We start from the raw sequence: 13,226 nt of genomic DNA, 5'->3' as shown, positions 1-13,226 counted from the left end.
CGTCTCCTCAGCCCATGCCGCCGGCCAGTTCGAATATCGGCATATACAGCAGGGCGACGATCAGGCCGACCAGGCCGCCCACCGCCAACATCAGAATCGGCTCGAACACTTTGCTGAATACCTCGATCGCCTGATCCAGCGCGCCGTCGTGGAACTGGGCGATGCGCTCGCACATGCCGCCCAGATCGCCGCTTTGTTCGCCGACGCGCAATAAGCGCTCCGCCACCGCCGTGGTCAGTTGGTGGCGCGCCAGGGTGTCCGCCACCGGCCGGCCGGCGCGCAACTCCTCCAGCGCGCGCGCCAAGCGCTGCGCGTAGGCGTCCGGCAACAGCCCCGCGGACAAGTCGAAGGCCTGCAAGGCCGGCGTGCCGCCGGCGATCAATAAACCGGCGGTGCGGTAAAAACGCGCCAGCACGAACAGGCGCGCGACATCCCGCAGCCGGGGCAGCGTCCACAACAAGCTCAGCAGCGCGCGCTGGGTTCGCCGGGCGCGCAGCAGCAGGCACAGCGCCGTCAGGCCGACAGCCAGGCCCGCGCCCAGCAAGCCGCCGTGAGCCTGGACCAAGCGCGCCCACCACAGCATGGCGGCGGCGCTGGCCGGCAGTTCGCGCAGCGATTCGAACACCACGGCGAAACGGGGAATCACGAAGAACAGCATGAACAGCAGAATGCCGAAGCCGACGGAGAGCACCAGCGCCGGATAGACCAGGGCGCCGGTCACCCGCTTGCGGATGGCGACGATGCGCAGCTCGTAATACTGATAGCGCTTCAGCGCCGCCGGCAGCTGGCCGCTGCCTTCGGACGCGGCCACGGTGGCCGCCAGCAAGGCCGGGAAGGCTTCCGGCTGGGCCTCCATCGCGCGCGACAGCGGCTGGCCCTGGTACAGCGCTTGCAATAGCCGGTCCAGCACGCCCTGCAAGGCCTTGTCGCCGCCGCCGGCCTTGTCGCGCAGCGCTTCCAGCGCCTCGATCAGCGCCAGGCCGGCCTCCAGCAACGCCGACAGCTCCTGCAGCAGCAAGCCCAGCGCCGCGCCCTTGAGCGCGCCCTCCGCGCCGGCCTCGCGCCTCGCCTCCAGCACCAGGCCGTCGTCCGCGCCCAGTTGGGCCCGCGCGGCGGCCTCGTTGTCCGCCCGCACCAGGCGCGTCCTCACCTCGCCCTGAGCCAGGACGCTGATCCGGTAGGCCGCCATCTCAGCCCCTCGCCTCGCGCTCGGCGCGCAATTGCAGATACTGCCGCCACACCTTGTCCACATAGCGCTTGCGCGCGCCTTCGCGCGTCGCCGCGCCGCCGGCGTTGTAAGCGCCCACCGCGCGCCAGGTGTAGCCGTAGCGCGCGATGAAGTCCGCCAGGATGGACGCGCCCACCTGTATGCTCAGACAGGGCTCGTCCAGCAGGCGCTGACGCGTGATGCCGCGCTTGGCCAGCCCCGGCAGATGAAGGCTGTTGATCTGCATCAGGCCGATGTCGTGGCTGCCGTCCTTGTTGTAGTTGACGGCGCGCGGATTCAGCGCCGATTCCACCTTGGCGATGGAATACAGCAGCAGCGGATCCACCCGGTGGCGCGCGCCGGCCTCGCGCCAGCAATTGGCCGCCGCCTGCGCGCCGTCGGCCAGCGCGGCGCAGGCGGCCAGCAGCGGCAGCAGTCCCTTACAGCGCATGGACCAGTTCACCGTCGCCTCCCGCCCGCCCGGCCTCGCCCAGGGATACGATCTCAGCCTCGCTCTCGCCGCCGGGCACCCGCCATTGATACGGCCGGCCCCAGGCGTCCATCGGCACATCCTTGGCCAGATAGGGCCCATGCCAGCCGGCCACGCCAGGCGGCGCCTTCAGCAGCGCGCCCAGCCCCTGCTCCGCGCTGGGATAGCCGCCAACGTCCAGCCGGTATTGCGCCAAGGCGTCGCCCAGGGTTTTCATTTGCGCCTGGGTGGCCTTGACCTTGGCCTTGTCCACCTGGGAAAACAGCTTGGGCCCGACATAACCGGCCAAGAGGGCGATGATCAGCAGCACCACCAGCAATTCCAGCAGCGTGAAGCCGCCTTGTCCGGCGGAGCGCCGTCTAGCGTTCATCGTCGTCATAAGATTCGCTTGTCCAAAAAACCGCGCCGCAAGAGCGTGCGCTGGAAGATATAAGCGGCGTCCGCGCCGGACCCCGGCAGGGACGGCGACGGTTCCGCCCCTTGCCAGCGCATGCTCACACGGGGCTTTCGCCGTTCTCAATATTTCTGAAAGGAATCTAAAACGACCGCGGCGGGGCCTGACGGCCGGCGCCGGGAAGGGCGTCCGGCGGCGCGGACGGGCGGCTTGAGAATGGTTTCAGAATCATGGCGCCGTCGCCGGCGGCGGCGCTTGAATAGCGTTTTTAATCGAACGCGCCGCGGGCATCCGTCCCAGCGGCCGCGCCTTGGAGAAACGCATGCCCTCTTCCGCCCCGGCCGCCAACCCTGGCTATCCGCGTCTGCAAATCCTGTTTCACTGGCTGAGCGTGCTCTTGATGGCCGCCCTGACGCTGGCCGGCGGCTTGCGTCACCTGCTGGCCGGCCACGCCGTCGCCGACATGCGCAGCGTGATGATCGTGCACATAGGCTGCGGCATGGCCCTGCTGTTCCTGACCCTGCTGCGCGCCGCCACGCGGCTGGCCGGTCCGGCGCTGCCGCCGCTGGCCGGCAGCAGCCGCGCGCAGCGCGCCTGCGCCCATGCCGCCCATCTGGCCATCTACGGCCTCATTCTGGCGTCCTGCCTGCTGGGCTGGATCATCGTCAACGCCAAGGGGCTGGCGATCCCGATGCCGCTGCTGGGCTTCGACTTCCCGCGCCTGGTCGCGGCCGACCCGACCCTGGTCGTCGCGACGGTGGGCCTGCACGAATGGCTGGGCTGGATCTTCTACGGTCTGCTCGCCGTCCACATCGCCGCCGCCGTCTGGCACCATGTCGCGCTGAAGGACGACACGCTGCGGCGCATGAGCTGGCGGCGGCCGGCGCCGGCGGCGGCTCCCGCCGCGGCCGACTGCCACCGTTGCTCGCCGGACACCCTGGCGCAGAACGAGGAACTGACGTCCGCGGACCGGCTGGCCTCCTGACGCGCGCCCGTCCCACCCGAACAGCCAGGCTCCGGCCTGGAACCGGGATGGCACAATCGAGGTCTTGACTGTTCCCCCGCCTATACGGAGAACCTACCCATGTTACGTCCCCTATCCGCCGTCTTGTGCTGTCTGCCCGCGCTGGCCCTGGCGCAAAGCGTGGAGCTGTCCTTCGTCGACGCCAAGGGCGACGCCGGCCCGGCCGGCAGCGTCCTGATCGAGGACACGCCCTACGGCGCGCTGTTGACGCCCAAGCTTGAAAAACTGCCGCCCGGCGTGCACGGTTTCCACGTCCATGAAAAACCCTCTTGCGCGCCGTCCGTCGGCGCCAACGGCGCGGTCACGCCGGCCGGCGCCGCCGGCGGCCACTGGGACCCGGACAAGACCGGCGCGCACGCCGGCCCTTACGGCCGCGGCCACAAGGGCGATCTGCCGGCGCTGTACGTGGGCGCCGACGGCAAGGCGAGTTATCCGGTGCTGGCGCCGCGGCTGAAAGCGGCGGACTTCTCCGGCCGCGCGCTGATGGTGCACGCCGGCGGCGACAATCACAGCGATCATCCGCAGCCCTTGGGCGGCGGCGGCGCGCGCATGGCCTGCGGCGTGGTCGAATAAACCGTACTCGGCAAGGAAAAACCGGCGCGATTGACAAGGCCGGTTTTTTTATTGACGATGACAGAATTCAAACGACCGTTTCAACCGAGATGAAACCACCCGCCTGGCTGTTCCGATTCCTGCTCAATCTGTGGCCGCCCTTCCTGGGCGCCGGCATCCGCGTCAAACGGCTGGCCGCCGATTTCAGCGATATCGAAGTGCGGCTGAAACTGGGCTTCAGCAACCGCAACTATGTCGGCACCCATTTCGGCGGCAGCCTGTACGCGATGACCGATCCCTTCTTCATGCTGATGCTGATGCACCAACTGGGGCGGGACTACTATGTGTGGGACAAGAGCGGCAGCATCGACTACGTCAAGCCGGGCCGCGGCACGGTGAGCGCGCGCTTCCGGCTCACGCCGGGCATGCTGGAGGACATCAGGCTGCGCACCGCCTCGGGCGACAAATACCTGCCGCAATTGCAGGTGGACATCGTCGATCAACAGAACGAGCTGGTGGCGAGGGTGTTCAAGACGCTGTACATCAAACGCAAGAAGAAATGAGGCGCCGCGCTTCAGCGCGCGGAAAACGGCAGCAGGTAGCGCTTGCCGTCCAGACTCAGGACGGCCAGCCAATCGCGGCTGCCGCTGACGCACAGCGGCAGCGTCACCGTCGCCTTCCAGTCCGCGCCGTCGCGCACAAAGGTGTAACGGTTGAAGCCCATGTCCATGTCGGCCATATTGAACTCCACCTGTGGCGCTTCCCGCGCCGCGACGCCCTGCAAGCGGATTTCAAACGGTCTGCCGTGCTGCGGCGGCGAGGCGAAACGCCAGACGCCGCCGCCCGGCAGGGCGCAGCTCGCCTGGCCGGCGACGCAGGCCAAGGGCGACGGCTTGACCGCTTGCCGCTCGCTGTACCAGCGGTAAATCAGGCCGAACTTGATACAGGCCAGCAGCAGCAAAACGCCGCCCAGCGCCAGCCATTTACGCTGTTTGGCCGTCATCGCCAAGCCCCCCGCATCAGCGCCACCCCATGCGCGCCGTGGCGGCGGGCGGCCTCCAGATCATCCATGCTCATGCCGCCCAGCGCGTAGACCGGCGTCGGCGCGCCGTCCGCCAGACAAAGCCGGAAACCGTCCCAGCCCAAGGGCGCCGCGCCGGGATGGCTGGCGGTGGCGGCCACATGGCCGAGCAAGGCGTAATCCAGCCCCAGTTCGCCTATCCGCGCCACCTGCGCCGCCTCGTGCGCCGAGGCGCCCACCCAGGCAAACGCCGGGCGCTCCTTCAGCGAGGCCAGCCGCGCCGTGTTCAGATGCACACCGTCCACCGGCCATTCCGCCACCCAGGCCGGATCGGCGTTGACCATCAGCTTGCCGCCGCGCTCATGGACAATGGCCGCCGCCTTGGCGACGAAATCGGCGAGCTCGGCGCGCGCCATCTGCGGCTCGCGCACCTGCACCATGCCCCAGGCCGGCCCCTGCTCCAGCCGCCGCAATTGGGCGTCCACGCCGATTTCGTGCGCGCAGGTGATCGCGTAGGCCGCCGGCAATTCCAGCGATTTGAGAATGGGCCCGTTGGCCGGCAACATGGGCTGCACCGTGCAAGCGCCTGGCCTCTGCCAGGCGAAGCTTTGGCCTTCCCGCGGCTGCGGCTCGCCGCGCCAGGACCAGACCCGGAAGAAACGCAGCCGCACCGAGGCGTGCTCATAATGATGGACCTTGCTCAGCCACGGCGTCGCGGCCAGCGTTTCAATGCCCATTTCCTCGTAGAGTTCGCGCGCCAGCGCCTGTTCGCCACTTTCGCCCGGCTCCACCTTGCCGCCGGGAAACTCCCAGTAACCGGCGTAAGGCTTGCCCTCCGGCCGGCTGCCCAGCATGAAACTGCCGTCAGGCCGCATCAGCGCGCCGGCCACTACCTCGATGATCTTGCTGTCGCTCATTGCTTGGTCTTGCCCGGTGAATATCGTTCCGGCTCTCCGCGGCCGGCAGCGCATTCTACCGCAAGCGCTCCCCAGCAATAAGGGCGCCGCGGCGCCCTTATTGACTCAACCAACGGTCTAAGACCTCAGCCCGGGCGGCCCGGCTTGGTGCAGCCGGCGTCCTTATAAGGCTGGGAGCTGAACTGCGTCCAGCCCGGCCCCAGGGAGAATTGCGAGCAAGCGAGCTTGCCGTCGAGCTTGCTTTGCCACAGATACCAGGGCGCCGGCGCGGCCAGGGTCATCAAGGGGAAGGACAAGGCCGCCAGGGCCAGAATGATTTTGCGAGTCATTGCGCATACCTCAGACAAAGTGAAGGAGAACATGGTCCGAATCTGCCGTGACCATGCGCATAAAATGCCAAACAAATATACAACACGATACTGTTGGCATAAAGCGCGATTTGCCGCCGGCATAAAGTCGCCTGACACGACGTTTTTTGCAAAAAATGCGTCCAGCGGGCAGATCCATCCCGGCCAATCGGTAACAAAGTGTTACCATTAGCCCTGTAAGGCAGCGAATTCAACACATTTGTCCCCATTGTCATGAACCCTCCGCCATGAGAAGGCGTTCAAGGACGCGCGCACGGAACAGAGACAAGACGAGAACGGCCTGAGACCAGGGAATGTTCAACAAGAGCATTCCGCACGCCTTCCGCCATGTCGGCTTTGGCTCCGCGCAGCGGACTTTGACCCCCGTCTTGCGGCGCGGCAGTCGGCTTCATCTCGCCCCGGCAAGTCCCGATTCGCAGCATCCCCCGCTCGCATCATCGATGCGGCCCCGCCACCGCCAGAAGGAGATTTTGCTTGGACACCCTGAATTCACTCATTCTGGCCGGCTCGCTGGTATTCCTCGCCAGCCTGGTGGTGTCCTCCATCGCCTCCCGCTTCGGCGCGCCGCTGCTGCTGGTCTTCCTCGCGCTGGGCATGCTGGCCGGCGAGGACGGCCCCGGCAAGATCGTGTTCAGCAATTACCAGCTCAGCTATGTGATCGGCACCATCGCCCTGGTGGTGATCCTGTTCGACGGCGGCCTGCGCACGCGCCAGGACAGCTTCCGCATCAGCCTGAAGCCGGCCGGAGTGCTGGCCACGCTGGGCGTCTTGATCACCACCGGCGTGACCGGCCTGTTCGCCGCCTGGGTGCTGAATCTAAGCTGGCTGGAGGGCTTGCTGATCGGCGCCATCGTCGGCTCCACCGACGCCGCCGCGGTGTTCGCCCTCCTGTCCGGCCGCGGCCTGGAGATCAACCGCCGCGTCGGCAGCGCGCTGGAGATAGAATCCGGCAGCAACGATCCGATGGCGGTGTTCCTGACCTCGGCGCTGATCGGGGTCTTGGGCCAGCAGGGCCAGGACGCCGGCGTCGCCGCCATGCTGTGGCTGTTCGTCAAACAGATGGGCCTGGGCGCCTTGGCCGGCTGGGCCGGCGGTAAGGCCATGGTCTGGCTGTTCCAGCGCCTGGGGCCGCGCGGCGCGATGTTGGCCCTGTTCAGCCTGGGCACCGCCGGCGCGCTGTTCAGCCTGACCACGGCGGCCGGCGGCAGCGGCTTCCTCGCCATCTACCTGGCCGGCATCGTGGTGGGCAACGCCCGGGTGGCGGACCTGCCCAATCTATTGAATATCCACGACGGCTACGCCTGGCTGGCGCAAGTGACCATGTTCCTGGTGCTGGGCCTCTTGGTGACGCCGTCCAATCTGCTGCCGGTGGCGCCCTACGCGCTGGCGATCTCCATCGTGCTGATGCTGGTGGCGCGGCCGCTGGCGGTATGGCTGTGCATGCTGCCCTTCCCGGTGCCCAAGGCGGAAAAGCTGTTCATGAGCTGGGTGGGCCTACGCGGCGCGGTGCCGGTGATTCTGGCCATCTTCCCGCTGATGGCGGGGCTGCCCAATAGCCAGCTCTTCTTCAACGTGGCCTTCTTCGTGGTGATGATGTCGCTGCTGTTCCAGGGCTGGACCATCGCGCCGCTGGCTGAAAGGCTGAAGTTGAAACTGCCGGCGCGGCCGGACGTGGAGCACCGGGTGCCGGTGGTCAGCGGCCAGGAAGCCCGCTATGAGGCGGCCTCCTGCCAGGTGCGCGCCGACAGCCCGGCCGAAGGCCAGCTGGCCGGCGAGCTGGCCTTGCCCAGCGGCGTGCGGCTGGCGGCGCTGTACCGCGACGAACAAGCGCTGGAACCGACGGCGAGCCAGACGCTGCGCGCCGGCGACTGGGCCTGCCTGATCGGCCCCGGCCCGGCGCTGGAGACGGCCGGCGAAGCCTTCCACCCGCCCGGCGAAGATCCCTATTACGGCTACTTCACCGTATCCGGCCTGGCGCGGCTGGCCGATCTGGCCGACAGCTACGGCCTGAATCTGAGCGACCGCGACCGCGCCGACAGCATCGCCGACTACTGCAAGCGCGCTTGCGGCTACCCGCTGGTGGCCGGCGACGTGCTGCGGCTGGACCGGTTGGAGATGGTGATACGCGCGGCCGCCGACGGCCAGGTCAAGAGCGTGGGCCTGCGCTATTTGAAATCACAATAAGGCTTTGCGCTCCTTGGCGCCGCGCCCGGCCCAGTCGCAGGCGAACTGCCAGGCGACGCGGCCGGAGCGGCTGCCGCGCAGATGGCTCCAGTGCAGCGCCGCCTTTTCCGCCTCCGCGTCCAGCTTCAGGCCGAAATGCGCCAGCCACTCGGCCGCCGCCGCCAGATAGGCGTCTTGATCGAAGGGATAGAAGGACAGCCACAGCCCGAAACGGTCGGACAACGACACCTTTTCCTCTATCGCCTCGCCCGGATGGATTTCGCCGTCCTGCACCCAGCCTTCGCGGTTTTCGCTCATTTTTTCCGGCATCAGATGACGGCGGTTGGACGTCGCGTACACCAGCACATTGTCGACGCGGCGCGCCAGGCCGCCGTCCAGCGCGGTCTTCAGCGCCTTGTAGGCGTCGTCGCCCTGCTCGAAGGACAGATCGTCGCAGAACAGGATGAAGCGCTCCTTGCGTCCGGCCACCATCTCGACGATGCGGTTCAGATCGCCCAGCTGCGCCTTGTCCACCTCGATGATGCGCAGGCCCTTGGCGGCGAAGGCCGGCAACAGCGCCTTGACCAGCGAGGACTTGCCGGTGCCGCGCGCGCCGGTGAGCAGCACATTGTTGGCCGGCCGCCCCTTGACGAACTGGCGGGTGTTGCGCAGCAATTGCGCGCGCTGAGCGTCGATATGGGTCAGCCGCTCCAGTTCCGGCGCGTGCGGCTCCGCCACCGCCTCCAGCCAGCCGGCCATGCCCTGGCGCTGCCAGCGGAAAGCCAATGCGCTCCAATCCGGCTCCGGCCGCGCCGGCGGCAGCAAGGGCTCCAGGCGCGCCAGCATGGCTTCGGCCCGGGCCAGGAAGGCTTGCAACTGCTCCATGATTTCCCCTCGATGCGAAACGACAAAAACAAACAGCCTGGCAGAAAGCCGCCAGGCTGTCGATATTCGCGGCCGCGGCCGCGGCCGAACTCAGTCCGCCAGATGTTGGAACAAGGGCGTGGACAGATAGCGCTCGCCAAAGGAGGGAATCACTACCACGATCAACTTGCCGGCGTTTTCCGGACGCTTGGCCAGTTCCAGCGCCGCCCACACCGCCGCGCCGGAAGAGATGCCCACCAGCAGGCCTTCGCGCGCGGCCACCGCGCGCGCGGTCTCCATCGCGTCCTCGTTCTTCACGCGGATGATTTCATCGTAAATGCCGGTGTTGAGGATGGCCGGCACAAAACCGGCTCCGATGCCCTGGATCGGGTGCGGGCCCTTGGCGCCGCCGGACAGCACCGGCGAGGCGTCCGGCTCCACCGCCACGATCTGCACGCCGGGCTTGCGCGCCTTCAGCACTTCGCCCACGCCGGTGATGGTGCCGCCAGTGCCCACGCCGGCGACGAAGATGTCGACCTGGCCGTCGGTGTCGTTCCACACTTCTTCGGCGGTGGTGTTGCGGTGGATGGCCGGGTTGGCCGGGTTCTCAAACTGCTGTGGCATGAAATGGCTGTCCGGATTCTGCTCCACCAGCTCGCGCGCCTTGGCGATGGCGCCGCCCATGCCGTCCGGCCCCGGGGTCAGGATCAGCTCGGCGCCGTAGGCGCGCAGCAGCTGGCGGCGTTCGCGGCTCATGGTTTCCGGCATGGTGATCACCAGCTTGTAGCCGCGCGCGGCGCAGACCATGGCCAGGCCGATGCCGGTATTGCCGGAAGTGGGTTCGACGATGGTGGTGTCCGGGCCGATTTTGCCGGCCTGCTCGGCGGCGTCTATCATCGCCACCGCGATGCGGTCCTTAACGCTGTGAGCCGGGTTGAAGAACTCCAGCTTGGCCGCCACGGTGGCGCCGCAGCCATCGGTCACCCGATTAAGCCGCACCAGCGGGGTGTTGCCGATCAAATCCGTCACTGCATTGGCAATTCGCATCTTTATTCTCCACAGACAGTTTTGAAGAAAACCATATTACCCAGCATCATAAACAAGCCGAGCGACGATCCAAAATATTGTTTGCTTATAATCGACAAACTTGGCAGTCTCAGCCGGCCACGCGCTCTCCGCGGCCCGGCGGCTACACTGAAACCATCGCCCATCACCCGCAGACCAAGGTCCATTCCCCGCCTATGCCCACACAGGAAACCCTGATCCCGCTCACCGGCTGGCGCCGCAAGCTCTACATCATCATTTACGAGGCAGACACCCGGCCCGGCCGCATCTTCGACCTGGCCCTGATCGTCGCCATCCTGCTGTCGGTGCTGACGGTGATTCTGGAGAGCGTGCAAAGCATACAAGCGGCCTGGGGCGTCCAGCTCAAGATTCTAGACTGGTGTTTCACCATTCTGTTCACTATTGAATACGCCTTGCGGCTGATCTGCATCCATAAACCGATGCGCTATGTGAAAAGCTTCTTCGGCGTCATCGATCTGATGGCGGTGCTGCCGATGTATCTGGGTCTGTTCATCCCGGAAAGCCGCTTCCTGGCGGATATCCGCATCCTGCGGCTGCTGCGCATGTTCCGCATCCTCAAGCTGACGCGCTATATCGGCGAGGCCAGCGAACTGAAACGGGCGATGCTGGCCAGCCGCCGCAAGATCACGGTCTTCCTGGTCACCGTGGTCTTGCTGGTGGTGATTCTGGGTACGCTGATGTTCGTGATCGAAGGACCGGAGCACGGCTACACCAGCATCCCGGTCAGCATTTACTGGGCCATCGTCACCCTGACCACGGTGGGCTTCGGCGACATCACGCCCAAGACGCCGCTGGGCCAGGCGCTGGCCAGCGTGGTGATGATCACCGGCTACGGCATCATCGCGGTGCCCACCGGCATCGTCACCGCCGAAATCGCGCGCGGCAGCGGCGCCAAGAGCAAGACCGTGGAGGCGGTGTCCGGCACCCGGCTGTGCCCGCACTGCTTCACCGAGGGCCACGACTGGGACGCGCGCTTCTGCAAGCACTGCGGCGGACAGTTGCCGCGTCCGTCCAAGGGCGAGGTCAGCTAATGCCGGCCAGCAACTGCCGGTAGCGGCCGGCCATCGCGTCGTCGAAAGCCACCAGCAACACCCGCCGCAGGCCATGCGGCTCGCGCGCCAGCCAATCACGCACCGTCTCCACCGCGATGACGGCGGCCTGCTGCTGCGGATAGCCGTAAACGCCGCAGCTGATCGCCGGGAAAGCGATGCCGTCCAAACCATGCCGCGCCGCCAGTGCCAGGCTGTTGCGGTAGCAGGCGGCCAGCAGCTCCGCCTCCCCGTGGGCGCCGCCCTGCCACACCGGACCCACGGTGTGGATCACATGCCGCGCCGGCAGCCGATAGCCGGCGGTCAGCTTGGCCTCACCGACGCGGCAACCGTGCAAGCTCCGGCATTCCGCCAGCAGTTCCGGTCCGGCGGCGCGGTGAATGGCGCCGTCCACGCCGCCGCCGCCCAGCAAGCGGGTGTTGGCGGCGTTGACGATGGCGTCCAGCGCCAGCGTGGTGATGTCGCCCTGCCATGCCGTCAATTCGGTCTTCGCTTCCATTGCATCCCCTCCTCCGTCCAAGCCGCCATTATCCGCCCGCCGGCGCCAGGCGTAAAAAAAGCCGGCTGACGCCGGCTTTTTCCTTTTCCGCCTTAAGCAGGATTGTTCAACAGCGAGTTGCGCCGCGAATAGCCAAAGTACACTACCAGGCCGATCAACAACCAGGCCATGAAGCACAGCCAGGTCAGCAGCGACAGCTGAGTCATCAGGAAGCCGCAGCACAGGATGGCCAGCGTCGGGATGTAGGGCACGCCCGGGCAGACGAATTTGCGCGGCAGATCGGGTTCGCGCTTGCGCAGCACGATCACCGACAGCGCGATCAGGGTGAAGGCGGCCAGGGTGCCGATGTTCACCAGCTCGGCCAGGGTGTGCAGCGGCACGAAGCCGGCCAGCAAGGCGATGATGGTGCCGATCAGCCAGGTGGCCTTGTACGGGGTGCCGTACTTGGGGTTCACCTCGGAGAAGATCTTGGGCAGCAGGCCGTCGCGCGACATCGCGAACAGGATGCGGGTCTGGCCGTAAGTCATCACCAGGATCACCGTCATCATGCCGAGGATGGCGCCCAGGTCGACGAAGCCGGCGAACCAGTCCAGCTTGGCCACTTGCAAGGCCAGCGACACCGGGTGGTCGACACCGGCGAACTGCATATAAGGCACGATGCCGGTCATGATGGCGGCCACCACCACATAGAGCAGCGAACACACGCCCAGCGACCAGATCACCCCGCGCGGGATGTCCTTGGCCGGGTTCTTCACTTCCTCGGCGGCGCAGGTCACCGCGTCGAAGCCGATGAAGCTGAAGAACACGATGGCGGCGCCGTGGAACACGCCGGAGAAGCCGAAGGGCAGCGCCGGCTGCCAGTTCACCGGCTTGACGTGCCACACGCCGATGCCGATGAACAACAACACCACGCCCACCTTGATCAGCACCACCACATTGTTGACGCGCTTGGATTCCTTGATGCCGAAGGCCAGCAAGGCGGTGATCACCATCGCCACGCAGAAGGCCGGCAGATTGAACAGCGTCTGCTTGCCCGGCAGCGAGCCGGCGGCGGCGGTCAGGTATTCAGGCAGGGTTACGCCGAAGCCGGATAGCAGGCTCTGGAAATAACCGGACCAGCCCACCGACACCGCCGACGAGGCCAGCAGGTATTCCAGCAGCAAGTCCCAGCCTATGATCCAGGCGATCATCTCGCCCAGCGTGGCGTAAGCGTAAGTGTAAGTGGAGCCGGAAACCGGCAGCATGGAAGCGAACTCGGCGTAGCACAGCGCGGCGAAGCCGCAGGCGAAGGCGCTGATCACGAAGGAAAGCACCAGTCCGGGGCCGGCCACCGTGGCGCCGGTGCCGGTCAGCACGAAGATGCCGGTGCCGATGATGGCGCCGATGCCGAGCATGGTAAGGTCGAAAGCGGAAAGCTCCTTGCGAAGCCCACGCGAGGTCTGAGCGGTAGCCAGCATTCCCTGGACGCTCTTTTTGCGCATCAAACTCATTTGTTTCACTGTCCCGTAACGGCCGTCCGGTACAACGACAAAGCGCCCGCTGTCCCGGCGGGCGCTTCATACTCGGATAGGGCCTGTATGATCTGTTGTGTC

The 13,226-nt window shown here is 66.6% G+C and carries 15 protein-coding genes; 5 read left to right on the top strand and 10 right to left on the bottom strand.

Annotated features, from left to right (window positions below):
* Positions 1-7 precede the first annotated feature (7 nt).
* From JC616_RS05365 to gspG, 3 genes are read right to left on the bottom strand one after another with little or no spacing between them, the layout of a single operon-like run.
* Positions 8-1,189: a type II secretion system F family protein gene (locus tag JC616_RS05365; protein WP_107798279.1), complete on the bottom strand. Its 1,182-nt coding sequence runs from the start codon at positions 1,187-1,189 to the stop codon at positions 8-10.
* A 1-nt stretch (position 1,190) separates the two neighbouring features.
* Positions 1,191-1,658, bottom strand: coding sequence for a transglycosylase SLT domain-containing protein (locus JC616_RS05360; protein WP_107798278.1), 468 nt, complete (start codon positions 1,656-1,658; stop codon positions 1,191-1,193).
* On the bottom strand, positions 1,648-2,076 hold the full coding sequence (gene gspG, locus JC616_RS05355; protein WP_107798277.1) for a type II secretion system major pseudopilin GspG: 429 nt from the start codon (positions 2,074-2,076) through the stop codon (positions 1,648-1,650). Before gspG ends, JC616_RS05360 begins: the two co-directional genes overlap by 11 nt.
* 337 nt (positions 2,077-2,413) lie before the next feature.
* Here gspG and JC616_RS05350 point away from each other — a divergent pair, with 337 nt between their 5' ends.
* The 3 genes from JC616_RS05350 (at position 2,414) to JC616_RS05340 (ending at position 4,230) form a co-directional block, all read left to right on the top strand.
* Positions 2,414-3,076 (top strand): cytochrome b, encoded by a 663-nt coding sequence (locus JC616_RS05350; RefSeq protein WP_227107096.1) that lies wholly within the window; start codon positions 2,414-2,416, stop codon positions 3,074-3,076.
* 99 nt (positions 3,077-3,175) lie between these two features.
* Entirely contained in the window at positions 3,176-3,688 is a 513-nt protein-coding gene (gene sodC / locus JC616_RS05345) for a superoxide dismutase family protein (protein WP_107798275.1), read from the top strand.
* Between the two features lie 89 nt (positions 3,689-3,777).
* Positions 3,778-4,230, top strand: coding sequence for a DUF4442 domain-containing protein (locus tag JC616_RS05340; RefSeq protein WP_227107094.1), 453 nt, complete (start codon positions 3,778-3,780; stop codon positions 4,228-4,230).
* 11 nt (positions 4,231-4,241) lie between these two features.
* Here JC616_RS05340 and JC616_RS05335 read toward each other — a convergent pair whose 3' ends face one another.
* From JC616_RS05335 to JC616_RS05325, 3 genes are all read right to left on the bottom strand, one after another.
* Complete coding sequence (locus tag JC616_RS05335; protein ID WP_227107092.1) at positions 4,242-4,670, bottom strand: hypothetical protein; 429 nt, start codon at positions 4,668-4,670, stop codon at positions 4,242-4,244.
* Positions 4,667-5,605: a Nudix family hydrolase gene (locus tag JC616_RS05330; protein ID WP_227107091.1), complete on the bottom strand. Its 939-nt coding sequence runs from the start codon at positions 5,603-5,605 to the stop codon at positions 4,667-4,669. The genes JC616_RS05335 and JC616_RS05330 overlap by 4 nt, the downstream gene beginning before the upstream one ends.
* A gap of 125 nt (positions 5,606-5,730) precedes the next feature.
* Complete coding sequence (locus tag JC616_RS05325) at positions 5,731-5,934, bottom strand: hypothetical protein (protein WP_107798271.1); 204 nt, start codon at positions 5,932-5,934, stop codon at positions 5,731-5,733.
* A 513-nt stretch (positions 5,935-6,447) separates the two neighbouring features.
* Between JC616_RS05325 and JC616_RS05320 the strand changes: the two genes are divergently transcribed.
* Positions 6,448-8,157, top strand: coding sequence for a potassium/proton antiporter (locus JC616_RS05320; RefSeq protein ID WP_227107090.1), 1,710 nt, complete (start codon positions 6,448-6,450; stop codon positions 8,155-8,157).
* On the opposite strand, the gene JC616_RS05315 is transcribed toward JC616_RS05320, so the two are convergent.
* Positions 8,149-9,021: an ATP-binding protein gene (locus tag JC616_RS05315; RefSeq protein WP_107798269.1), complete on the bottom strand. Its 873-nt coding sequence runs from the start codon at positions 9,019-9,021 to the stop codon at positions 8,149-8,151. The two genes, JC616_RS05320 and JC616_RS05315, sit on opposite strands and share 9 nt — an antisense overlap.
* A gap of 90 nt (positions 9,022-9,111) precedes the next feature.
* Positions 9,112-10,047 (bottom strand): cysteine synthase A, encoded by a 936-nt coding sequence (gene cysK, locus JC616_RS05310; RefSeq protein ID WP_107798268.1) that lies wholly within the window; start codon positions 10,045-10,047, stop codon positions 9,112-9,114.
* A 194-nt stretch (positions 10,048-10,241) separates the two neighbouring features.
* On the opposite strand from cysK, the gene JC616_RS05305 reads away from it, so the two are divergent.
* Positions 10,242-11,117: an ion transporter gene (locus tag JC616_RS05305; protein WP_227107088.1), complete on the top strand. Its 876-nt coding sequence runs from the start codon at positions 10,242-10,244 to the stop codon at positions 11,115-11,117.
* Here JC616_RS05305 and JC616_RS05300 read toward each other — a convergent pair.
* The gene (locus tag JC616_RS05300) at positions 11,110-11,634 is read right to left on the bottom strand and encodes an O-acetyl-ADP-ribose deacetylase (RefSeq protein ID WP_227107086.1); all 525 of its coding nucleotides are present in this window, start codon (positions 11,632-11,634) and stop codon (positions 11,110-11,112) included. The two genes, JC616_RS05305 and JC616_RS05300, sit on opposite strands and share 8 nt — an antisense overlap.
* A 92-nt stretch (positions 11,635-11,726) precedes the next feature.
* The gene (locus JC616_RS05295; RefSeq protein ID WP_269326035.1) at positions 11,727-13,091 is read right to left on the bottom strand and encodes an amino acid permease; all 1,365 of its coding nucleotides are present in this window, start codon (positions 13,089-13,091) and stop codon (positions 11,727-11,729) included.
* Between the last annotated feature and the right edge of the window lie 135 nt (positions 13,092-13,226).

It is taken from the genome of Chromobacterium rhizoryzae (genome assembly GCF_020544465.1).
GTDB lineage: Bacteria > Pseudomonadota > Gammaproteobacteria > Burkholderiales > Chromobacteriaceae > Chromobacterium.
This window is presented reverse-complemented; position numbering and strand designations above follow the sequence as displayed.